Source organism: Nocardia sp. CA-119907 (assembly GCF_050955995.1).
Taxonomy (GTDB): domain Bacteria; phylum Actinomycetota; class Actinomycetes; order Mycobacteriales; family Mycobacteriaceae; genus Nocardia.
The window spans coordinates 1,405,008-1,426,318 of the sequence record NZ_CP192091.1; the positions used below are offsets into that span (position 1 = coordinate 1,405,008).

Below are 21,311 nucleotides of genomic sequence, written 5' to 3' on the forward strand. Positions count from 1 at the left end.
CGCGTGGCAAATCTGTGGCTATGTCAAGCCTGTCGCGCCATCCGAATGCACCGGATCGGTATCCCGCTGTGTTTGCCGGCCCGCCGAGCGCTGACGTCAACCCGCCGAGTGCGCAGCAGCCGGAGTCCCAGTCCTGTCGGCGCAAGAAGACGTCGGCGATGGACCAGCGAGCGCGCGTAGACCTCTACGGGCGTCGACGATGATGTCGTCGAGCTGCTGCCTGCCGGGGCTGGGTCGCGATTGTCGACCCCATCGTTGTCAACCATTACGCAACTTCGAGATCGGTTGTGGGCCAAGCTATCCCGCAGACTGTGTACATCCAGTGGCCAACGCAGTGCGGATGTCGTGGTTATGCTCGGCGTTGAACTTCTGGGCAGCCCGGATCGGGCGCACGGTCGCTTCGCTTCTATTGACTATTGCAATTCGCTTTATTATTTCCACATCCATCGCCGTTCGGCGAATCGCACGCAACTGCCTTATTGTTAACATTTATTGCGACGGTTTCCATGATCGTTTGCGACGAAAGTCGTTGAAATATAATCCACCGTCGGGTGCCACCTTGGTGTTGTTTATGTCAACCTGAAGGTGCTGGGTATTGCACATCAAGGGGTATGGATTACCGCCCGGCTTCGCCAATAAAGTTCATGGCACGCCCGATACAGTCCGGCGTCGAGCCCATTTCTAACCATGAACCTGGACAGGAGAAGCTCTATGGTCATCCAATATTGTAGCAACTGCGCCGCAATGGCGCGTTTGCCCGAGCGAATCGTTTTCGGCAGGCGCGGGGTCGTGCAATGAATCGTTCGTTGATCGTCGCTCGAATACTTCCGCACGCCGCTTCTCGCGTTGCCGAGATCTTCGCCGAATCCGATGCGACAGCTCTGCCGGAGATCGCGGGCGTCGCCCGGCGAGAACTCTATGTCCTGGGTGATCTCTATGTGCACTTGCTGGAGACCGCGGAACCCGGCGCGGCCGCGATCGGTACAGCTCAGCAGCATCCGGAGTTCGCGCGCGTGAGCTCCCGGCTGGGTGAATTCATTTCACCCTATCTCGCGACATGGCAATCCCCGGCGGACGCGCGCGCCCACATGTTCTACAGCTGGACACCGCAGACCGGTCCCACGCTGGAAATTCCGAGCCGATCGGCGTCGGATGTCGACACAAAATGGAATGAGGAGAAGTAAAGTGTCCGCACCATTCACCATGGAAACCCTCCGCGCGATCCTGGACAAGCACGTCGGGGTCGATATCAGCCCGGACGAGTTGCAGTCGGTTGACAGTTCGACAATGGCGGAACTCGGCGTAGATTCGCTTGCCGTCTTCGAGATCCAGAGTGTTGTGGAACGCGACTTCGACGTCAGGTTGCCCGCTCAGCTGATCGAGATGACCGGTGCCGAATTGGTCCGGCACGTCGAGCGCGCAATGAGCGTGGAGGTCGCATGATGTCCGGTCACACAGAAAACACGATCCACATCGACGCACCCCTCGACGTGGTGTGGAATGCGACCAACGACGTGCGAAGCTGGCCGGATCTGTTCTCCGAATACGCCGCCGTCGACGTTCTCGCACAATACGGTGACACCGTCCGATTCCGGCTCACGATGCACCCGGACGAGGCCGGTCGAGTATGGAGCTGGGTCAGCGAACGAACCGTTGATCCGATCAACCGAACCGTTGACGCACATCGCGTGGAGACCGGACCGTTCGAGTACATGCGCATCCACTGGCACTATGCCGAGTCCGGAGCGGGCACCCAAATGACCTGGGTCCAGGACTTTCACATGCACCCGAATGCACCGCTCGACGACGCTGGCATGACCGACCGAATCAACACCAACAGCGTGATTCAGATGCAGCTCATCAAGGAAAAGGTCGAACGGCGCCACACCCTGGAATCCGGCGCCCAAGCTACGCCGACGCATCAGCCATCGAGCGAATCTGTGCCGAGCATTCGACCGGGCCGCATCGATGCTTCCGACCTTCCCGCTGACCGCCGCCGGGGAGGTGAGATCAGGACTGTGCTGAGCCCGAAAACCGTCGGCAGCACGTCCGGGTTCACCGGCGTTGCCACGTTGGAGGCGGGCGAGCGCATCGCCGAGCACTACCACCCGTATTCGGAGGAGTTCCTGTTCTGCGTACAGGGGGAACTCGTCGTCGACCTCGACGATGAGGAGTGGCCGGTGGCAGCGGGGCAGGGACTGTTCATCCCGATCGGTGTCCGGCACCGGTTGCGCAATGTCGGGACCGAGACCGCGAGCGTCGTCTTCCATCTCGGACCACTCGCCCCACGACCCGAACTCGGCCACGTGGACACCGAACCGTCGGACAGTGCCGCGGAGAGAGCTCGATGACCCGGGTCGCCGTCACCGGGATCGGGGTCGTTGCTCCAGGCGGAATCGGACGCAGGTCGTTCTGGGACTGTTTGTCGTCCGGGCGCACCGCGACCCGTCGGATCAGTTCGTTTGATCCGACGGGGTTTCGCTCGCAGGTGGCGGCGGAGTGCGATTTCGATCCGCAGGCATATGGGTTGTCGCCCAGGCAGGCGCGCCGCTGTGATCGGATGACGCAGTTCGCGCTCGTTGCCGCCCGCGAGGCGATGCAGGACAGTGGTCTGGAGTTGTCCGACGCCGCGCGTGACGTTTTCGGGGTGTCGCTGGGCTCGGCGGTCGGAGCGACCATCACCCTGGAGAACGAGTACGTCATCGCCAGTGACGGTGGCCGGGAATGGCTGGTCGACGAGGGTTCCGTGCTGCCTCACATGTATCAGGCCCTCGTCCCCAGCAGCATGGCCGCCGAGGTTTCGGCGTTGTACGAGTTGCACGGTCCGGCAGCGGTCATCTCGACGGGCTGCACATCCGGGATCGACTCGATCGGTTACGGACTTCACATGATCGAAGACGGTGACGCCGACTTCGTTCTTGCCGGCGCATCGGACGCGCCCATCTCACCGATCTCCGTCGCCGCGTTCGACGCGATCCGGGCGACCACCGATGACAACGACGATCCCGCGCACGCGTCCCGACCCTTCGATATGACGCGGGCCGGATTCGTGCTGGGGGAAGGTGCGGCGGTGCTGATGTTGGAGAAGCTCGAACACGCACTGGATCGGGGTGCCCACATCTACTGCGAGATCGGCGGGTATGCCTCGCGCTGCAACGGCTTCCACATGACCGGACTCCGCCCGGACGGACTCGAGATGAGCATTGCCATCCGGGCCGCGATGGACCAAGCCCGGATCGATCCCAGCGCGATCGGATACATCAGCGCCCACGGCTCGGGCACGAAGCAAAATGACCGCCACGAAACGGCCGCCTTCAAAAAGGCGCTCGGTGCGGCCGCGTACGAGGTGCCGGTCAGCTCGATCAAGTCGATGGTCGGGCATTCGCTCGGGGCGATCGGCTCTATCGAAATGGCGGCCTGCGCGTTGGCGATCGACACCGGCGTGATACCGCCGACCGCCAACTGGAGTAACCGAGATCCTGAGTGCGACCTGGACTACGTCCCGAACATCGCGCGCGACGCCACCGTCGATACGGCGTTGTCGGTCGGGAGTGGGTTCGGCGGTTTCCAGTCCGCGATGGTCTTCACCCGTCCGGAGGAATTGCGATGACCCGCCGAGCAGTGATCACCGGGATAGGCGTTGTCGCCCCGAGCGGCACGTCGGCGAGCGAGCACTGGAAAACCGTTGTGGCAGGTGAGAACCGGATCGCACCGATCACCCACTTCGACGCCTCCGGGTATTCGACGACGCTGGCCGGAGAGGTCCGCGACTTCGTGCCGGAACTGCACATGGACCGCCGTCTGATCGTGCAGACCGACCGATGGACGTGGATGTCGATGGCGGCGACAACGCAGGCCCTGGCGGATGCGGAGCTCGATCCGTCCAGCCTGGATCCATACCAGATGTCGGTCGCGTTGGCGAGCTCGTCGGGCGGAAATCACTTCGGCCAGCAGGAGCTGCAGCGGCTGTGGTCAGGAGAGAAACGCACCGTGGGCACCTATCAATCGATCGCCTGGTTCTATGCGGCAAGCGTTGGGCAAACCTCGATTCTGCATCAGATGAAAGGTCCGTCGAGCGTCCTCGTCGCCGAAGCGGCCGGCGGCCTGGACAGCCTCGGATACGCAGTCCGTGCCATCCGTCGCGGCACCGACGTCGTCCTGGCCGGTGGCACCGAGGCGCCACTCGGCCCCTACGCGCTGACCTGCTTGCAGCGCAGCGGATGGCTGAGCCGGCACAAGGACCCCGCACGCGGATATCTCCCCTTCGATGTCGATGCCGCCGGATATGTCCCCGGCGAGGGCGGCGCGATCTTCGTTGTGGAGGAAGAGCAGCACGCGCTGCGGCGCGGCGCGCCGTATGCGTACGCGGAGGTCGCGGGGTACGCCGCCAACCACGATGGACGCACCTCCCACCCCTGCGGCGACGTGACCGGTGAGCAGCCATCGAATTACCTTGCCGCTGCACTACGAGGAGCGCTGCGGCGTGCGCAGATCTCGCCGGGGCAAACAGATGTCCTGTTCGCCGACTCAGCCGGCGTGCCGGCTGCCGACCGGGCCGAAGCCAACGCGATCCGCACCGTCTTCCCCGACGGAGTACCGGTCACCGGTCAGAAAGGGCTGCTGGGCAGAGCCGCCCACGGCAGTTCCGCGCTCGACGTTGCGACCGCCGTGCTGGCAATGCGGGAGCAAACCTTGCCTGCGTTCGGGGCGCTGGTCAACCCGGCCCCGGGCTGCGAACTCGATTTCATCGCTGCTCCGCAACGAGCGGCCGTCCATGTCGCCGCCGTCGCCGCACGCGGATACGACGGCTTCAACAGCGCGTTGATTCTGCGCCGACCCGAAGGAGTCCGACAGTGAACGACAACGAGAACACCCTCGCCAGCCGGCTCGGATGCCCTGCTGTGCGACAGCGCGAGCATCCGACAACCGACAATCCCCCCGGCGTGCAACAGGCGCAGCTGAACCTGCGACTGACCGGCAAGACCGCGATCGTCACCGGCGGCACCCGCGGCATCGGCCTGGGCATCGTCCGCGCCTTGGCCGCGCAAGGCGCGCACGTGACAGCGATCGGCAGCAAACCCAGCGCCGCCGCCACCGACCTCGCCCGCGAACTGGACAAGGCCACCGCACCCGGCCGCGTGTGCTTCGCGAACGTCGCCGACCCCGCGGAAGTCGCCACCATCGTCGAGACTGCCCCGGCCACCGTCGACATCGTCGTCAACAACGCAGGGGTCGTGTCGAATACGCCACTGCTGCAGATGGATCCGGCCGAATGGCACCGCGTCGTCGACACCAATTTGACCGGGATGTACCTGATGGTGCGCGCGCTGCTGCCTCGCCTGGGCGAGTCCGCGTCGATCATCAACATCTCCTCCGCCGTCGCGAATGTCGGAATGCCCAACCGGACGCACTACACCGCGTCCAAGGCCGGCGTGCACGGCCTGACTCGCTCGCTGTGCAAGGAATTGGGGCCACAGGGCATCCGCGTCAACACCGTCGCCCCGGGAATCATCGAAACCGACCAGATCATCGGTCTGGCCGAAGATCAGAGACAGCGCTACGCGGCCCTGGCGGCCCTCGGCCGTCTCGGCCGCCCCGGCGACGTCGCCGGCGCCGTGCTCTTCCTCGCCAGCGAACTCGCACAGTTCGTCAACGGTGTCTGCCTCAACGTCGACGGAGGAATCTGACCATGACCGCCTTGCGCGCCACCCTGACCATGACCGTCGCCAGACGCGACGCTGCCCGCCTGCTCGAGGGCCTGCGGGCGGTGTTCACCTTGGCCGCACAGTCCCCGGGTTTCCTCCAGCAGCGCATCACCCGCGCCGTATCCGCGGACCCGGATATGCGCACTTTCGTCATCACCAGCGACTGGGCCGACGAGGGCTGCTTCCACGCCTTCGAACGCAGCCGCAAACAGGACGCCGCAACCGCTGCCTTGCGGGCCGTCCGCACCAGCAACGACATGCAACTGAGCACGGTGAATGGACCGGGCCAGGTGATCGCATGACCGCGCGAGTGATGGTCCGAGCCCGCATACGGGCCGGCGAGGAAGCAGCATTCGAAGCCGCATATGCGCAGGTCACTGCGCAGGTCGCGGGTACGCCAGGCCATATTCGTGACGAGTTGCTGCGGCCGTGCGCCGACGACGACCACTACATCCTGCTGTCGGAATGGACCGACGAAGCGGCGTTCCTCGCCTGGGAAGACGCCCCGATCCACCGGCAGACCACCACCCCCATGCGTCCGTACTGGGCGGGGCGAGTCCGCCGCGACATCCACATCGTCGCGCACTCCAGCACCGCAAACACTCGCTTGCCGACGCCGGAAGGAGAACTCCCGTGACCGCGAACGCCCCACCCGACACGCCCGTCGAATCCGCCGACCCGGACTCGTCCGACCCCCGCCCGTCGACCTGCACTGGGCCGCTCATCCTCGTCCGCGCCCTGCGGTGGTTTCTCGAAGGTATCTGCATTTACGGGCTCTCGCTGCACGGCTACAGCCTCGAGCAGGTCCGGGCCGCCGACCACGGCACCGAGTCGCGTGGTCCTTGTGACCACGGTCCCGGTGGCACGCCATGACGAGTTCCTCGCCGCCTACGACAACATCCCCCGCCCATCGCACCAGTGACCCGACCCTTATTGGAGAAAAAGTGAGCATTACGCGCAACGACAACGATTCCTGGGACATCAAGACGAGCGTCGGCGCCACGGCGCTGTTCGTCGCGGCAGCCCGCGGCCTGGCAGCTCGGCAGCCGCAGGCGCTGGCCGTCGACGAGTTCGCCGAAGTGTTCTGTCGCGCCGCGGGCGACGAATGGGCCGTGCTGTTCACCGCCGACCCGGAACTGACGAAGCAACATCCGCTGCGCTCGGCCGACTTCGGATCGCTGTTCCAAGCTTTCCAAGCCGGACGCACCCGGTACTTCGACGACTATCTGCGCTCCGCCACCGAGGCGGGTGTGCGTCAAGTGGTCGTCCTCGCCGCCGGACTCGACGCCCGCGCGTATCGCTTGCCCTGGCCGGACGGCACGGTCATCTACGAACTCGACCGCCAGCCGGTACTCGAATTCAAACGCGCCGTGCTCGACGACGTCGGCGCGACGACGACCGCCGAACGTCACGAAGTCGCCGTCGATCTGCGCGACGACTGGGCAACTGCCCTGCGCGACAACGGCTTCGATCCATCGCGACCGACAGCGTGGCTGGTCGAAGGTCTCGTTATCTACCTCACCCCCGCCGCCCAGGATCAACTGTTCGACACCCTGAACGCACTGTCCGCCCCCGGCAGCTGGCTGGGCATCGAGGAAATGGCCGCGATCGATTCCGACGTCTTTTCCGCCATGACCACGCCGTCCGCCGATCCGGACAGCTACGACCGCGGTGAGGGCGCACGCTGGGCCGGGCTCATCTACAACGATCGCAAAACCCAAGCGGTGCAATCGTTCACACCGCAGGGCTGGACCGGCGCCGCGATCGGCCTGGTCGACTACCTGCAATCCCACGGCCGTGCCGTCCCCGGCGGCGGTGCGGCGGTGGGGCACTTCAACCCGTCCCTGATGAGCCTCGCGACCATGCGGAAGCCGACGTCGGCCAACGCTCGGCTCTGACCGAAACCGTCTGGGTTACCGCACTTTCAACGATGGGAGGGCCATAGATGGTGTGGCAGTGGAGTTGTACTGTCACCGAACGGGCCGCAGCCGCCGTGTCGACCAGCGGGCAGGTCGACACGGTGCGGCCGTCGATTCGCGATGCGGAGGCTCGCGACGTCTGCCCGGCCGTCGCGAGCGCGCCGGTATCCCGGCGGTGTTCGACGCCGCCGGAGCGCAGACGCTGGATCGCGCTCGTAGTCGTCCTCGTCGCCGGGTTCATGGACCTGCTCGACACCACCATCGTCAACATCGCTGTACCGAGCATCCAACGCGATCTTCAGGCGCAGTATGCGCAGCTCGAGTGGATCGTCGCAGCATACGTGCTGGCGTTCGCCGTGGTCCTCATCACCAGTGGCAGGCTCGGCGATATCTACGGCCGCCGCCGGTTGTTCCTGACCGGAGTCGCAGGGTTCACCGTCGCCTCGGCGCTGTGCGGCATCGCCAGCAGCCCAGGCATGCTCATCGTCTCGCGGTTTCTGCACGGCGGCACCGCCGGATTGATGGTGCCGCAGATCCTCGCGATCATCCATGTCACCTTCCCGCCCAACGAGCGGGGCAGGGTACTCGGCATGTTCGGCGCCATCGTCGGATCGGCGGCGGTCGTCGGGCCGACCTTCGGTGGTGTCCTCGTCGACTGGAATGTGTTCGGCCTCGACTGGCGGCCGATCTTTCTGGTCAATGTCCCGGTCGGTGTCGCCGCTATCGCCGCGGCCCTGTTCGTGATGTGCGAATCGAAGTCCGCCACCGCTGCGAAGCTCGACCTCGTCGGCGCCGGGCTCGTCACGGCCGCGATTGCGATGCTGGTCTACCCGCTCATGGAAGGCCGCCGATTCGGTTGGCCGGCATGGACTTTCGCGATGATGGCCGGTGCGATCGCAGTGCTTGCGGTCCTTGTGGTCTACGAACATCGACGTGCCAGGACAATCGGTTCACCGCTGGTAGTCCTCGGATTGTTCCGGGCGCGATCATTCACGATCGGCACCGTGCTCTGGCTGATCTTCTGGATCGCGCTCGGCGGATTCTTCCTCGTCTGGACGCTCTACATGCAGCTCGGCCTCGGCTGGTCGCCACTGCGGGCCGGTCTGACCGCTGGCGCCTTCGCCGTCGGCGCTGCCGCGGCGGCCGCAATATCTGTGGAGGTGCTCGTACCCCGGTACGGGCGGCGAGTGCTGATGGCCGGAGCACTGCTCAACGCCACGGGCGTCGCCGGCTGCGTGTGGGCCGCCGGGCGGTATGGCCCGGCGATCACATCGTGGCAGTTGATCGCACCGCTCGTCATTTCGGGACTCGGCTTCGGCCTGATCGTCTCGCCGACCATCGACTTCGTGCTGGCCGCGGTCCCCAAGGACGATGCGGGTTCGGCGTCCGGCCTGGTGAACACCGCTCAGCAACTCGGCGTCGCACTCGGCGTCGCGCTCGCCGGGGTGATTTTCTTCGCCCAGCTCGACAGCGGTTCCGACCGCAGCGTCGATACGGTCATACCCCGGGTCCGCACCGAACTCGCCGTGGCGGGCTTGGACGAGCAGGCGCAGGCGCGGATCATCTCCGACTTCCGAGTGTGCGTGCAGGACAGATCGGCCAGCACCAACCCCACCGAGACGCCTATGAGTTGCCGGGGGATCGAGGGACAGGCCACCCAACCCGGCAGGCCTGATCGGGTGACCGAAATCCTCAGCGAAGCGGGTGAAATGGCCAACGCGGAGAATTTCTCCCGCACTTTCGGGCTCACGCTGTGGTGGGCCGTGGGAATTCTCGCTGCCGTCTTTGCGGGATTGTTCGCGGTCCCTCGACACGCAGGACAGCACAGTCCGATTCGACCCGAGGTCGATGCGCACCGTGATGCCGCTCCAGTTGACCAGAGCATCCGCGGGGTCGCACGCGTCGATGCTCGGTCAGGGCGGATGTTCTCCTAACTGGAGCCGCACCGGGGGCACTTGCCAAATGCATGCCGCTACCTGCGGCTACTCCGTCGTCGGTGGTCGGCATCGATCACGATGTGTTCGTGGACCAGGCCGGTCCTGGATTCGTCGGAAGGCGGGTTTCGGTTACGTATCGCTCGGGGGGAACGGAGTCCGGCGATAGCCGGGGTGTACGCCCGGTTTCAGGCGCTGTTGGTCGGCGACGCGGTTGAGCAGGGTTGCCAATTGCTCGTATTCGGCGTCGTTCAGGCTTGCGCAGATATCGGCCTCGTGCGTTGTGGCGAGTTGCCATACCTGGCCCATCAGCTGTTGTGCCTTGGGGGTGAGGTGCAGTTCGTGGTTGCGGCGGTCGGTGGCGCTGCGGCGGCGTTCGACGAGGCCCTTGCGGTCGAGGTGGTCGATCAGGGTGACGATGCGGCTCGGGACGACGCCTAGTTCGGCGGACAGTGACCGCTGACTGCGTCCGGGCTGGGTGGCGATCATGCGCAGCAGTCCGATATCGGGCGGGGAGAGGTCCAGATCGCTGATGAGTTCGGCGAATCGCTGTGCCGCGTGCGCGCCTATCTGTGTGAGCAGGTAGGTCACTGCCCGTGTGCGTGGCGGGTGCTGCGCATCCCCTTGCTCGGCTTCGCTCACCACGCTATCGTACACACCGCAGTATCGTTCACTGCGGTGAACGATTCACCTGAGAGAATTGAGTTGATCGTGCATGCCGAGTTGATCGAGAAGCTGATCCGGTTCCATTGGCCCGAGCGGGCGCTGCCCTATGTGAACGGGCTCGACGACATCCGCGCCGCGGGCCTGTTCGGACTGGATCCGGCCGAATACCAGCGCTTGCTCGCCGGATTCGACGACCAGACCCGAGCCGCGGCCACCGAACTCCTGGCCGATGCCGAAGTGGCCGACGCGGTGGACCAGCTCCCGTTCGAGCCGGGACAGCACGTCGTCGCCATCGGGGAGAGCACGACGGCGGATCGGCTGTCCTGGTTCGAGATACTGCGGGTGCTGCTGGCCGTGCGCCGTCCGGATGACGGCATCCGACTCAGCAATCTGGCCGTATCCGGTTGCACCACCACACAGGCGCTCACCGCACTGGCCACGCTGGTCGGTCAGCGGCCCGACTGGGTGCTGTGCCAACTCGGCGCGAACGATGCCCAGCGCCTGGGCGGGCTGGACGGACCTCGGCTGGTGAGCATGTCGGAAACGACCCGCAATCTGCTGATGCTGCGCGAATCGACGGTGCGGGCCACCGGCGCGCGCTGGGTGTGGCTGACACCGGCCGCGGTGGACGAGGGCAGGGCGGCAGCGTTCCCACACTTCCAGCGGGCCGGAATCGGTTGGCGCACGACCGATATGGCCCAGACCGCCCGGGTGCTGATCGATCAGCCGGAACCGACCGTGGATGTGTTCGCGATAACCGCCCCCGCCTCGGGCTTCGACGGGCACCTCGATGACGGTGTGCACCTGAGCATCTCCGGCCAACAGGAGATCGGTGCGGCGGTCATCGTCACTCTCGCCCAACTGTCCTGAACCGATTCCTCGGTGTTCGCATCACACTCGAAAAGGTCAAGCATGCGCGTCATTACCTTCATCCTCACCTGCACACTCGCCGCCGCCACTGCCGTGGGCACCGCCGCCGCCCAAACCCCGGAAGAGATCGATGGCGTTGCCTTCACCGCACGCGCGGTCGACGGCGCCAGTGTGATCGATATCGACTCGGGCACACTGTCATCGGACAACGATGTCTTCGAGATCAGGGCCGCCGACGGCACGGTGGTCGCCGCTATGCCATTGCGGCTGCGGCTCGACGATTTCGAATTCCCCATCGCGGCAGCGATTTCCGAGCACAGCGCGACCCTGGTACCGCAATTCGATATGGCGCGCGCGGTCTATCGGCCGGTGGCGCTGCCCTTCGAGGATCAGGCGCCGTTTCGATCGGAATACGAGCGCGAGGTCGCGGCGTGGAATCGGATGAGCAGCACCATCGCCATGGGGGCCCTCGTCGGCACGGTGGTCGGCGGCCTCGGCGGCGCGGCCGTGGGCTGTGTGCTCGGCGGTGCGGCCGGTGCCGCGGCCGCCACCGCCACCATCATCGGGCTGTTCGGTCCGATCCTGCCCGCCGCCGCGGTCGGCTGTTTCGGTGGCGTCATGGCGGTCGGCGCGCTGGGCACCATCGCGGGTCAGCTCTTGGTCACCGCCCCGGTGATCGTCGCGGCCGCGATCCAGTACTTCACCACGGTCAGTTCCCCGCTCCCGGGGCGATGATCGGGTGTCGCGGGTCGGTCGCCGACCCTCTGCATGTCGACGGAACCGCGGCTGGTCGCATGACACGGGTCGGCTTTGTCGAGGACCCAGGTGCCTGTCAAGGATTTGATGAGGTCGGGGCCCGCATCGGACCGGAACAACTCCCAATGGAACGTCGCATTGGTGACCGGTTCGTCCGATTCCGTATGGCACGTGTACGGCTCCGTGTAGACGCTCCGCCATGCCCCGCCTTCGAGCATGAACGGCGGAAAATTGCTGGCACCAGGTGCTGGGGATGTCGTTGCCACGCAGCGATCTCCGTTGCGCGTACAGATGGTGTCGTATGGTTGTCGGACTTTCTCCTGTGGTGGTGGATTGGGAAAGTCCGGTGTCGGAAGGTAAGGGAGGGTCAACTCGTAGGTTCCGCGGATCGGCGCGATGGGCATGGTATCGACGCGGGCGGGGATGGTGTCCGGCGCGACGACGGTGACCGCCGGGTCGATCTCGCCGACACGACGGAGCGTCATCGCAAACTCCCAGACATGCGTACAAGATTCGGTGCCGTAAGGGGAGACGGTGCCGGTCCACGACCCAGCCGCGAATCGGACTACGACCCGCTCCCACGCCCGGGACTCGATGGGCGCCTTGTTGACCGTACTCGTGCAATTCGCCGCGGGCGGTAGCTCTCTTGTGCTGATCCGTGCGCCGTCGCGATAGTCAGCGACCATCGCGGCTTTCTCCCCGGTGGACGGGTCCTGGGTAGTTATCGAGGCTACGCAGCGTTCGCTGTGCGGCGGGCAGTACGACCGGACCGACCACACCCGGGTGTACGGGGTCGCGGATTCGACCGGCTTTCCATCGAAGGTTCGGGGCGTGCGGATGGCCTCGTATTTGCCGTCGAGGGCGACCCCGGGGTTCGGAGGTCGGCTGGTATGTGCCGCGCTGGTGTGGTTCAGCCCCCACGTTCCGACCACGGCCCCGACGACGATCAGCACGGCAGCCAAGGCCGACCTCACGAAGATGACGGGCCGTTTGCGCCGCGGCGGTGCGGGATGGTCTCGGAGGATCTCCGCTTCGGACTGTGCGGCGGGGATCGTAGGCGCTGGCTCCGGGTGTAAGGCGGCTGTAGGTGGGAGGGCGAGTTGAGCATCCCGGTGGTGCGAGTCGCAGATGCGGGCAAATGGCCAGCACCGCGTACCGCTCGGAAAAGCTGGTGGTGAGATCGACGAATGCCGTTGTAGCGCTATCATTTACAGATTCGCGTTGCCCGCACCGGTCGAACGAGGCTGGGGCGGGGGACATCCCATATCGCCAACATTTTTCCGCCGGACGGCAGGAAAGGCTTGTTACGATGATCGAGGATATCGAGGGAGGTGCGGTGTCGGACGTCAAGCGGGTACCGGCGGGCGTCGATCCATCGAAGCCGAACTCGGCTCGGGTGTACAACTACCTGCTGGGTGGCAAGGACAATTACGAAGTGGACCAGATGCTGGCCCACCGCATGTTGCAGATAGCACCGGATACCAAAACCCTGGCCTGGCTGGTCCGCAAGTTCATGATCCAGAGCGCGCAGCTCGCGGCCGACGCGGGCGTGCGTCAGTTCATCGATATCGGTGCCGGGATTCCGGCCTCGCCCAGCCTGCACGAGGCGGTGCAGCAGATCGATGCGTCGTCGAAGGTGGTGGCCGTCGACTACGACGCGGTCGTATTCGCGCACAACACCGCGCTGCTGGCCCAGCTGCCCCGGGTGACTCCGATGCTGGCCGATGTGCGCCGTCCGGACGACATCATCGAGCGGGTGCAGACCGAGGCGCAGATCGATTTCTCGCAGCCGGTCGCGATCGTGCTGGTCGGCGTGCTGCACTACATCATGGACGACGAACGTCCGGCCGAGATCATCGCGCGCTTCCACGAGAAACTGGCGCCGGGTAGCTATTTCATCTTCACCCATGGGTCCGACGAAAGCGATCCGGACTTCATCGCGCAGTCGACCGCGCAGGCCGCCGGCAGCACGGCGCAGGTCATTTTCCGGTCGCGGGTCGAAGTGGCCAAGTACTTCGACGGTTTCGAAATGCTCGAGCCCGGCCTGGTGCCGGTACAGCAGTGGCTCGACGGTGATACGCCGAAAACCGGGTTGGTGCTCATCGGCGGCGTCGGCCGCAAGAACTAGTCCGGAATATCCAGGACCGCAACGATATTTGGGGCGAGCGGTTCACTCCGCCCCGGCGATGGCATCGGCGCGTGCCGCCAGGGCGTCGGCGATCTCGCGGGGTCTGCGGCCGAGTCCGCAGGCAGTGGCGACGCCGTCGACCGATCGGCCGAGCGCGCTTTCGACCATGTGCAATGTCTGCACCTGCTGCGCCTCGGTCGGAATGTCGTGCACCAGACCGGCATAGAAGGCCGTGCCATCGCCCAGCCGCAGATCCTGCAGTGGCGCATAGAATTCCGGCAGTGTCGGGGGAGGCACGTCTCCCGCCGCGAGTGGTCCGTGCACGTACTCCAATACACGCCCCGACGGCCAGTGCCGCGCAATGGAATTGGCCAGATCCACCAGCGGCCGGGTGTCGCGCATTCTGGCGCGGGACTTGTTGTTCATGCTGCCCAGGCACAGGTGTACCCCGAATCGGGTGCCCGCCGGTGCCGCGGCGGCCAGCGCGGCAATGCCGCGGCCGAGCCCGAGTGCCGCCTCCACCTGCCGGTGTGCCGGTTGGGTTTTCGCCAGCAGCACCAATTCGGCAGTCGCCTCCAACTGGATGACCACATCGTCGCCGACCAGTTCGCGGATCGCCGCGATATCGCGCACGGAGGCATCGGTGAACGCCTGCTTATGTGATCGCAGGCCGGTTGGACCGAGGGCGATGAACGTCAGCGTGAAATCGGTGGGCATGCCCATCTGCAGCGAGAGGTCGGGCAGATCGCGTGCCTCGCGCAACTTCTGGAAGACCGGCAACGCCTCCCGTGTCTCGCGGAGGTAGCCGAGATCCATCATGTCGCCGGTGAGTTCGGCGCCGTGGGCGACGCGGTGGATGGTGCGTTCCTGGCTGGTCCGCCAGCTGCCGGGCCTGCGCACCTCCAATGCCCCCTGGGTCACCAGGTCCGCGATGATCGGCTGGATATAGAACTCATAGCGGCTGGTCTCGCCGGTGGGCAGCGTACGTAGCCGGGCTCCCGCTCCGTCCAACATCGCCCGCATCGCGTCGTCGGCACTCTCCGCCGGGTAGCTTCCAACAAAATGCACAGCTCGCGCGCTCACGTCCGGATTGTAGATCGCAAACGTCCCGCATTCGGGCTTACGCCCGGCATGTCCTTTGCGCCGGATCTGTCGCCGACGCCGGATTCCGTCTTCTCGCAGCAAACGAATCGCCCTGCGCGGTAGTGTGATTCGCCAGAAAGTGGCGCGAGTATGGCACGGTCCTCTCGATCACCATCGACGACACTGGCCATCGCCACGCACGATGCCGACAGTGAATGCCGTTATGCCAGCTCGGGTGCGCACCGCTCCACGCACGGGGTACTCGAGGTGTTGGCGGGGCGGTCGGTTCCGATCTTGTGCCGCAAGGGAATCGGAGTGCGGGCCTTTCCATGACGCATGCAGCAATTCTTGCGCGGCGACGAACTCCCGCTATAGCCTGCCTAACTGAACGGCTGATCAGGATGCCAGCCTGGCGATTTTCATACATCAGCAAGAGGGAGCGCCTCCCGTGCGAAGCTCGGTTCGGTCCATTGCCGCATTCGCGGCCACAGCACTGCTCTGCCTCGCGCCGGGGGTAGCCCATGCCGACGATACCGCGGCGCCGGACAGTTGCCAGGCCGTCTCGTTCCCTGTGCCGCAGGGCAATCTGGCCGGGACGCTGTGCCTGCCGCAACAGCCGACCGATGTCGTGATGGTGCTGATGTCGGGCTCCAACTACAACGCCACCTATTGGGACTTCGCTTACCAGCCGGAGACCTACAGCTTCCGGCGGGCAATGAACCGTGCCGGTTTCGCGACGCTGACCATGGACCGGCTCGGCAACGGCGACAGCAGCCACCCGCCGGCCATGACACTGACCGCCACCGCCACCGCGGATGCCCTGCACGAGATCGTCCAATCGCTGCGGCGCGGATTCGCCGGCGCGCAGCCCTTCGGCAAGGTCGTCACCGTCGGTCACTCGCTGACCTCGGGCACCTCCGTCATCGAGGCGACCGCGCACAACGATGTCGACGGTGTACTGCTCACCGGCTATTCGCACACCCTCAATATCCCCGAGGTGCTGGGCGTCATCGCCACCTACTACCAGGCCATCAACGATCCCGTATTCGCCGGTCACGCACTGGATTCGGGCTATCTCACGACCCGGCCCGGCACCCGGGCCAAGGATTTCTTCGGCCCGGACGCCGACCCCAGGGTGGTCGAACTGGACGAGAAGACCAAGGAGGTCTTCTCGCTCACCGAATATCCGGACGGCCTGACCTCCACACTGCCGGGCATGTCCAGCCTCATCAAGGCGCCCGTGATGATCGCCAATGGCAGTCTGGACCGATTGTCCTGCGGCCCCGCGTATTCGATCTGCCGGGACGCCGCCACCCTGCTGGCCGCGGAGACCCCGTTCTTCGCCCCGGCCGCGAAGTTGCAGACCTTCGTACTGCCCGGCAGCGGACATTCGGTGAATCTCGCACCGAATACCGCCGCCTATCAGCGGGCTGTTGTCGACTGGGTGAATACGACCGTCAAGTGATGGTCGGCCCGAGTCGGGTTGTCAGGCAGCGATCTTCGCGCGATACGGCCGCTGCGTCGCGATCACGCGCAGTGCGCTGATCGGCTGTTTGCGCAGCCCCATAGCAGCGGCGGCCAGCGCGGCGCCGAATGCGGAGACGGCACTGAGCGTAGCGCCGAGATCGATTCCGGCACTGGCGATTCGATGCTCACCCACCCCCAGGTTCGAGGTCACGTCATTGCCGAATAGCCAGCTGAAAAGTCCGGCGTGAGTGGCGGATTCGGTAAGTTCGCGCAGTTCCGGCGCCTTGCTGTCGAGGTACAGCAGGGTGATGAGCACGAAGAGCGCGGCCGCACCGCTCGTGACCATGACCAGGCGGGACAGCGCCCGGCTGCGCACCCGGAAGTAGAGCACGACCGAGAAAACCGTGCCGGCGACCGCCATGGTGGTGAGGACGGCCCAGGCGCCACTGATGCTCACCACGTCCGAGCCGCCCGATTGCCAATTGCTGCTGGTGAATCCGTCGATGCGACCGAAGGCATTGGCGCTGACCGTGCCGTTCGGTCCCGTCGCCGAAACCCAGGGCTGGAACAGTAGTAGGAAGGTGAGCAGACTCAGGCCCGCCGCGCACAGGTAGCCCCAGTCGGATCGTAAATCGAAACGTTGCGCGGTCAGTTCGCGAATGCGGTAGCCACCGTTCTCGGACCGGCCGAGCTGAACTTCATTGACTTGCCAAGGCGTTGCGTATGCCATTTCTAACCACACCTGCTGCGCCGCTTCCTGATCGAGGGAGCGGGCACTGCGGGGCATGTCCTCCTGCGGGACCGAATAAAGGAATTGGTCAGGACGACATCGTCCTGTTAACGGGACGTTACGTTATGCCCCTGAGCTCCGAAGGAGCAACGTGATCCCATGCACAGACAACGGCGCGAACTCGGCATCAAAAGCCCCGGTCCGGGCGCGGATCGGCCGCCTGGTTCCGGTGAATCCCGCTCTCTCGTAGGCGTTTTCGTGGTCATTGTGCGACCGCGTAAAACGAGCCGGTGCGGCGCTGGCTACTACCGCCGCGGCGCACCGGTTGTGACCCGATCAACAGCTCCGGCAAGGGATTCCGCTACTGACTACTGAGTAGTAACTGGTATCGGCCCTCGAGTCCGTCCAATAGCGATTCGAGACCCACCTCGAATGCGACCTGATCGATGCGCTGCTGCCGATCGGCGAGTAGGTGCGCCTCGTTCAGGTGTGGATAGTCGTCGGCGTAAACCTCGGCGTCGGCGGGGAAGCCGGCGGCGAATGAGCCGAGGGACGAGCCGGTGAGGAAGTAGCGCATCAGCGTGCCGACGGTTGTCGCCTCCCGGCGCGGCCAGTTCGCTGCCACCAGCCCACCGAAGACGGCATCGGCCATGCGTAGCGCATTGGGCCGATGGCCGGGTCCGCTCGCCAATGCCGGGACGATATGCGGATGCGCGGCAACGGCGTTCCGATACGAATGGGCCCAGCGTCGCAATGCCGACCGCCATGCCGGATTGTCGGCCGACAGCTCGCCGAACATCGACGTGTCCACCTCGCCGAGTACGGAATCGACCACGGCGTCGATGAGTTCGTCCTTGGTGCCGACATGGTTGTACAGCGAGGGTCCCTGTACGCCGAGTTCGGCGGCGAGGCGGCGGGTCGAGACGGCCGCCAGTCCTTCCGCGTCGACAAGGGCCAGCGCGGTCTCGACGATGCGCTCGTGGCTGAGCAGTGGTCGGCGGGGTCGGGCCATGTATCGCCTCCTCTAGGTGCTCGCATTCTTCCAGGAGCCGCCAAAAACTTGCGCCGCTAGTTTCGGTGCCCTACGGTTGATTGAAACTTGCGCTGCTAGTTTTTGGAGAGCGATGACGAGATTCACCGGGCGGGCGTTATGAACGCGACACTGTCCCTGGCGAGCATCCTGGCCGAACAAGCGAGACGGCGACCGGACCGGATCGCGCTGATCGAGGGCACGGCGCGGATCACCTTCGCCGAACTGTGGGAACGGGCGCGGCGTCAGGCCGCGGCCCTGATCGAGCTGGGTGTGCGCCCCGGCGACCGCGTCGCGCTCATGTGCCCCAATACCGCCGACTTTCCGGCCGCCTACTACGCGATTCTCGCCGCCGGGGCGGTGGCGGTTCCGGTGCATCTGCTGCTGACGGCGGGTGAGGCCGAACACGTGCTGCGCGACAGCGATGCTCGCCTGCTGGTGTGCCATCCGTGGTTCGCGGAGGTGGGCGGGACCGCCGCGGAGGCGGTGCGGATACCGTGTGTCGAACCGGATTCCCTTGCCGGACAACCCATTGCGACCTTCGTGACGCGGCGCCCCGACGATCCAGCGGTGGTGTTCTATACGAGTGGGACGACCGGTCGGCCGAAGGGTGCCGAGCTGAGTCACCTGAATATGGTGATGAACGCGACGGTGAATGCCTTCGACGCCAACGATGTGCGCAGCGATGATGTCGCGCTCGGCGCGCTGCCGCTGTTCCACGTCTTCGGTCAGACCGTCTCGATGAACGCCACCTGGCGTGCCGGAGCGGCCCTCGTGCTGTTGCCCCGATTCGACGCGGCCGAGGCGCTACGGCTGATGAAGGCCAAGGGCGTCAATACATTTCACGGCGTGCCGACGATGTATGTCGGGCTGATCGCCGCCGCTCGCGAGTTGGCGGAACCGCCGCGACTGCGGCTGTGCATCTCGGGTGGTGTATCGCTGCCGCAGCCGGTGCTGGAGGCGTTCGAGGAGGTCTTCGGTACGCCGGTCCTGGAAGGCTATGGGCTGTCGGAGACCTCGCCGACGGCGGCGGTGAACCAGCCCGATTTCGGTCCGCGGCCGGGTACGGTCGGACATTCGGTCTGGGGTGTCGAGGTGGAGATCGCCGATCCGTCCGAATCGCAACGGATTACGCTGCTGCCCACCGGTGAACTCGGCGAGGTGGTCATTCGCGGCCACAACGTCTTCAACGGGTATCTCGGGAAGCCCGAGGCCACGGCCGCCGCCGTGGTCGACGGCTGGTTTCGCACGGCTGACCTGGGGGTCAAGGATGCCGACGGCTACCTGACGCTCGTCGACCGGATCAAGGACATGATCATCCGCGGCGGGTTCAATGTGTACCCGACCGAGGTCGAAGAGGCGCTGCTGCGGCATCCGGATATTGCCGCGGTCGCGGTCATCGGTTTGCCGCACGACACCTATGGTGAAGAGGTCTGCGCCGTCGTCGTGCCCGCGCGGCCGGTGACCGCCGAAGCGGTGATCGCCTACGGGCGTGCGCACTTGGCCAAGCACAAGTATCCGCGGCGCGTCGAATTCGTCACCGAACTTCCGCTCGGTCCCAGCCATAAGGTCCTCAAGCGAGAGCTCAAAAAGCGGTTCAGCTGAGGACCGTCCCGCGCATTATGTCCAACCGCTGTGAGGTGAGAATTCCCGGCGCCACATAATTCGATATGTGCCGAGCGGTTCGACCGTTCGTGATTTTGTGATCGCGAAATCTTTTGGCACTGCCCAAATCTCTCCTATTTATAGTTTTCCGCGACAGTCTGTCGACCGGCTTCTTGTTCCGAGAGCGCAGTGACATCGACAGATCGGGCAGTGATGATGAATTGGCCGCTTTATTACGATTTGATCACGAAGCGGCAGGAAAGGTTTTGCAATGAAGCACAGAATTGGCCGAAGAATGCTCGCGGCAGCCATTGTTTCGGGCGTTGCCGCGCTCGCCATGAATTTCGGCGTCGGCGTATCGGCCGCGGATTCGGCTCCGCAGTTCACCCAGCAGGAACTCACCGATTATCTCGATGCTGGCTTGCGGCCCGCGGCCAATGGCGACCAGCCGAAGGCGATCGTCGACACCGGCAGCAGCTCCGGATCCGCCGCGCGCAGCCACGCCACCGCCGCCGTCGGCGAAGGCCCCGAAGTATCCGCCTATCTGGCGGCCTTCGGTTACGGCCTGACCCATCCGGATGCCGCCCCACCCGGTGCGAACCGGGCCGACTGCACCCCGTCCGCGGCACATCCGCGGCCGGTCGTACTGGTGCACGGCACCTGGCTCAACGCCTATGACACCTTCGCGTACCTGTCGCCGCAGCTCGCGCGGGCCGGATACTGCGTCTTCGCCTTCAACTACGGTCGATCGAATCTGCTGGAGGGCGGCGGCATCGGTCCCATACTGCCGGGCCGCTACGGTGTCGGGCCGATGGAGGATTCCGCGCGGCAATTGGGCGAATTCATCGATCGAGTGCGCACCGCCACCGGTTCGGATCGGGTCGATATTGTGGCGCATTCCCAGGGCGGACCGGTATCGAGCCAGTACCTCAAATTCGAGGGCGGCGCAGACAAGGTCGGCAAGGTGATCAGCTTCGGCGCCACCAATCACGGCACCTCCCTGATGGGAATGGCGACACTGGGCCGGTTGATCACCAATCTCGGCGTGAACATTCTCGGCTTCTACGAACCGATCATCGGCGTCGCCAATATTCAGCAGGCCGTGGGTTCACGGTTCTACGCCACGCTGAGCGAACACGGTGACACCGTTCCCGGCATCGAATATACGGCCGTCGGCACCAGCCACGATGAGGTATCGAACCCCTTCGAGTGGACATTCCTGCAGGCCGGCCCGGATGCCACGGTGCACAACATCACGCTCCAGGACGGCTGCGTCCAGGATATGTCCGACCATCTGACGATCATGTATTCGCCGCGGTCGGCCTCGATCGCATTGCACGCACTCGACCCGGATGCCGCGCCGAATCTGGCATGCACCTTCAATCCCTGGATGATCGGCGGCGGCGGAAAGCTCTAGC

The 21,311-nt window shown here is 65.2% G+C and carries 22 protein-coding genes; 17 read left to right on the forward strand and 5 right to left on the reverse strand.

The annotated features are described in order from the left end of the window. Positions 1-794 precede the first annotated feature (794 nt). From ACQP2D_RS06350 to ACQP2D_RS06400, 11 genes are all read left to right on the forward strand, one after another. The gene (locus tag ACQP2D_RS06350; RefSeq protein WP_433682776.1) at positions 795-1,184 is read left to right on the forward strand and encodes a TcmI family type II polyketide cyclase; all 390 of its coding nucleotides are present in this window, start codon (positions 795-797) and stop codon (positions 1,182-1,184) included. Between the two features lies 1 nt (position 1,185). Beyond that, positions 1,186-1,443, forward strand: a complete 258-nt coding sequence (locus tag ACQP2D_RS06355; RefSeq protein ID WP_433682777.1) for an acyl carrier protein — start codon at positions 1,186-1,188, stop codon at positions 1,441-1,443. Next, positions 1,443-2,351, forward strand: a complete 909-nt coding sequence (locus tag ACQP2D_RS06360) for a cupin domain-containing protein (protein WP_433682778.1) — start codon at positions 1,443-1,445, stop codon at positions 2,349-2,351. Before ACQP2D_RS06355 ends, ACQP2D_RS06360 begins: the two co-directional genes overlap by 1 nt. Further along, on the forward strand, positions 2,348-3,610 hold the full coding sequence (locus ACQP2D_RS06365; RefSeq protein WP_433682779.1) for a beta-ketoacyl-[acyl-carrier-protein] synthase family protein: 1,263 nt from the start codon (positions 2,348-2,350) through the stop codon (positions 3,608-3,610). The genes ACQP2D_RS06360 and ACQP2D_RS06365 overlap by 4 nt, the downstream gene beginning before the upstream one ends. Further along, a complete protein-coding gene (locus tag ACQP2D_RS06370; protein WP_433682780.1) occupies positions 3,607-4,857 on the forward strand; it encodes a beta-ketoacyl synthase N-terminal-like domain-containing protein in 1,251 nt (416 codons plus the stop codon). The genes ACQP2D_RS06365 and ACQP2D_RS06370 overlap by 4 nt, the downstream gene beginning before the upstream one ends. Continuing rightward, a complete protein-coding gene (locus tag ACQP2D_RS06375) occupies positions 4,854-5,687 on the forward strand; it encodes an SDR family NAD(P)-dependent oxidoreductase (protein ID WP_433682781.1) in 834 nt (277 codons plus the stop codon). Before ACQP2D_RS06370 ends, ACQP2D_RS06375 begins: the two co-directional genes overlap by 4 nt. A 2-nt stretch (positions 5,688-5,689) precedes the next feature. After that, positions 5,690-6,007, forward strand: coding sequence for a hypothetical protein (locus ACQP2D_RS06380; RefSeq protein ID WP_433682782.1), 318 nt, complete (start codon positions 5,690-5,692; stop codon positions 6,005-6,007). Further along, positions 6,004-6,342: an antibiotic biosynthesis monooxygenase family protein gene (locus tag ACQP2D_RS06385; protein ID WP_433682783.1), complete on the forward strand. Its 339-nt coding sequence runs from the start codon at positions 6,004-6,006 to the stop codon at positions 6,340-6,342. Before ACQP2D_RS06380 ends, ACQP2D_RS06385 begins: the two co-directional genes overlap by 4 nt. Then, a complete protein-coding gene (locus tag ACQP2D_RS06390) occupies positions 6,339-6,578 on the forward strand; it encodes a hypothetical protein (RefSeq protein ID WP_433682784.1) in 240 nt (79 codons plus the stop codon). Before ACQP2D_RS06385 ends, ACQP2D_RS06390 begins: the two co-directional genes overlap by 4 nt. A gap of 77 nt (positions 6,579-6,655) precedes the next feature. Beyond that, a complete protein-coding gene (locus ACQP2D_RS06395) occupies positions 6,656-7,603 on the forward strand; it encodes an SAM-dependent methyltransferase (RefSeq protein ID WP_433685552.1) in 948 nt (315 codons plus the stop codon). A 47-nt stretch (positions 7,604-7,650) separates the two neighbouring features. Beyond that, a complete protein-coding gene (locus ACQP2D_RS06400; RefSeq protein ID WP_433682785.1) occupies positions 7,651-9,558 on the forward strand; it encodes an MFS transporter in 1,908 nt (635 codons plus the stop codon). 132 nt (positions 9,559-9,690) lie between these two features. On the opposite strand, the gene ACQP2D_RS06405 is transcribed toward ACQP2D_RS06400, so the two are convergent. Beyond that, a complete protein-coding gene (locus tag ACQP2D_RS06405; RefSeq protein WP_433682786.1) occupies positions 9,691-10,200 on the reverse strand; it encodes a MarR family winged helix-turn-helix transcriptional regulator in 510 nt (169 codons plus the stop codon). A gap of 36 nt (positions 10,201-10,236) precedes the next feature. Between ACQP2D_RS06405 and ACQP2D_RS06410 the strand changes: the two genes are divergently transcribed. Together ACQP2D_RS06410 and ACQP2D_RS06415 are read left to right on the forward strand one after the other, a co-directional pair. Beyond that, positions 10,237-11,094 (forward strand): SGNH/GDSL hydrolase family protein, encoded by an 858-nt coding sequence (locus ACQP2D_RS06410; protein WP_433682787.1) that lies wholly within the window; start codon positions 10,237-10,239, stop codon positions 11,092-11,094. A gap of 42 nt (positions 11,095-11,136) precedes the next feature. Next, positions 11,137-11,829: a hypothetical protein gene (locus tag ACQP2D_RS06415; RefSeq protein ID WP_433682788.1), complete on the forward strand. Its 693-nt coding sequence runs from the start codon at positions 11,137-11,139 to the stop codon at positions 11,827-11,829. Here the strand turns inward: ACQP2D_RS06415 and ACQP2D_RS06420 are convergent. Then, positions 11,745-12,824: a hypothetical protein gene (locus tag ACQP2D_RS06420; RefSeq protein ID WP_433682789.1), complete on the reverse strand. Its 1,080-nt coding sequence runs from the start codon at positions 12,822-12,824 to the stop codon at positions 11,745-11,747. The genes ACQP2D_RS06415 and ACQP2D_RS06420 overlap by 85 nt on opposite strands. Positions 12,825-13,159: 335 nt before the next feature. Between ACQP2D_RS06420 and ACQP2D_RS06425 the strand changes: the two genes are divergently transcribed. Beyond that, on the forward strand, positions 13,160-13,978 hold the full coding sequence (locus tag ACQP2D_RS06425; protein WP_433682790.1) for an SAM-dependent methyltransferase: 819 nt from the start codon (positions 13,160-13,162) through the stop codon (positions 13,976-13,978). Positions 13,979-14,020: 42 nt separating this feature from the next. Here ACQP2D_RS06425 and ACQP2D_RS06430 read toward each other — a convergent pair whose 3' ends face one another. After that, the gene (locus ACQP2D_RS06430; RefSeq protein ID WP_433682791.1) at positions 14,021-15,061 is read right to left on the reverse strand and encodes a hypothetical protein; all 1,041 of its coding nucleotides are present in this window, start codon (positions 15,059-15,061) and stop codon (positions 14,021-14,023) included. A gap of 448 nt (positions 15,062-15,509) precedes the next feature. Here ACQP2D_RS06430 and ACQP2D_RS06435 point away from each other — a divergent pair, with 448 nt between their 5' ends. Next, entirely contained in the window at positions 15,510-16,526 is a 1,017-nt protein-coding gene (locus ACQP2D_RS06435; RefSeq protein WP_433682792.1) for an alpha/beta hydrolase, read from the forward strand. A gap of 21 nt (positions 16,527-16,547) precedes the next feature. Here the strand turns inward: ACQP2D_RS06435 and ACQP2D_RS06440 are convergent, their stop codons facing one another. Beyond that, positions 16,548-17,258 carry a hypothetical protein gene (locus tag ACQP2D_RS06440; RefSeq protein ID WP_433682793.1) on the reverse strand — a complete coding sequence of 237 codons (711 nt, stop codon included), beginning with the start codon at positions 17,256-17,258 and terminating at the stop codon, positions 16,548-16,550. Positions 17,259-17,619: 361 nt separating this feature from the next. Next, the gene (locus tag ACQP2D_RS06445; protein ID WP_433682794.1) at positions 17,620-18,270 is read right to left on the reverse strand and encodes a TetR/AcrR family transcriptional regulator; all 651 of its coding nucleotides are present in this window, start codon (positions 18,268-18,270) and stop codon (positions 17,620-17,622) included. A 138-nt stretch (positions 18,271-18,408) separates the two neighbouring features. On the opposite strand from ACQP2D_RS06445, the gene ACQP2D_RS06450 reads away from it, so the two are divergent. Both ACQP2D_RS06450 and ACQP2D_RS06455 read left to right on the forward strand, forming a co-directional pair. Beyond that, positions 18,409-19,893, forward strand: coding sequence for a long-chain-fatty-acid--CoA ligase (locus ACQP2D_RS06450; protein WP_433682795.1), 1,485 nt, complete (start codon positions 18,409-18,411; stop codon positions 19,891-19,893). Positions 19,894-20,164: 271 nt separating this feature from the next. Next, entirely contained in the window at positions 20,165-21,310 is a 1,146-nt protein-coding gene (locus ACQP2D_RS06455) for an esterase/lipase family protein (protein WP_433682796.1), read from the forward strand. Position 21,311: the final 1 nt, after the last annotated feature.

Excerpts from the sequence above, each read along its gene's own strand:
- ACQP2D_RS06350 (WP_433682776.1), top strand. The coding sequence starts at position 795 with ATGAATCGTTCGTTGATCGTCGCTCGAATACTTCCGCACGCCGCTTCT.
- ACQP2D_RS06360 (WP_433682778.1), top strand. The coding sequence starts at position 1,443 with ATGTCCGGTCACACAGAAAACACGATCCACATCGACGCACCCCTCGAC.
- ACQP2D_RS06365 (WP_433682779.1), top strand. The coding sequence starts at position 2,348 with ATGACCCGGGTCGCCGTCACCGGGATCGGGGTCGTTGCTCCAGGCGGA.
- ACQP2D_RS06370 (WP_433682780.1), top strand. The coding sequence starts at position 3,607 with ATGACCCGCCGAGCAGTGATCACCGGGATAGGCGTTGTCGCCCCGAGC.
- ACQP2D_RS06380 (WP_433682782.1), top strand. The coding sequence starts at position 5,690 with ATGACCGCCTTGCGCGCCACCCTGACCATGACCGTCGCCAGACGCGAC.
- ACQP2D_RS06385 (WP_433682783.1), top strand. The coding sequence starts at position 6,004 with ATGACCGCGCGAGTGATGGTCCGAGCCCGCATACGGGCCGGCGAGGAA.
- ACQP2D_RS06400 (WP_433682785.1), top strand. The coding sequence starts at position 7,651 with ATGGTGTGGCAGTGGAGTTGTACTGTCACCGAACGGGCCGCAGCCGCC.
- ACQP2D_RS06415 (WP_433682788.1), top strand. The coding sequence starts at position 11,137 with ATGCGCGTCATTACCTTCATCCTCACCTGCACACTCGCCGCCGCCACT.
- ACQP2D_RS06425 (WP_433682790.1), top strand. The coding sequence starts at position 13,160 with ATGATCGAGGATATCGAGGGAGGTGCGGTGTCGGACGTCAAGCGGGTA.
- ACQP2D_RS06440 (WP_433682793.1), bottom strand. The coding sequence starts at position 17,258 with ATGGCATACGCAACGCCTTGGCAAGTCAATGAAGTTCAGCTCGGCCGG.
- ACQP2D_RS06445 (WP_433682794.1), bottom strand. The coding sequence starts at position 18,270 with ATGGCCCGACCCCGCCGACCACTGCTCAGCCACGAGCGCATCGTCGAG.
- ACQP2D_RS06450 (WP_433682795.1), top strand. The coding sequence starts at position 18,409 with ATGAACGCGACACTGTCCCTGGCGAGCATCCTGGCCGAACAAGCGAGA.
- ACQP2D_RS06455 (WP_433682796.1), top strand. The coding sequence starts at position 20,165 with ATGAAGCACAGAATTGGCCGAAGAATGCTCGCGGCAGCCATTGTTTCG.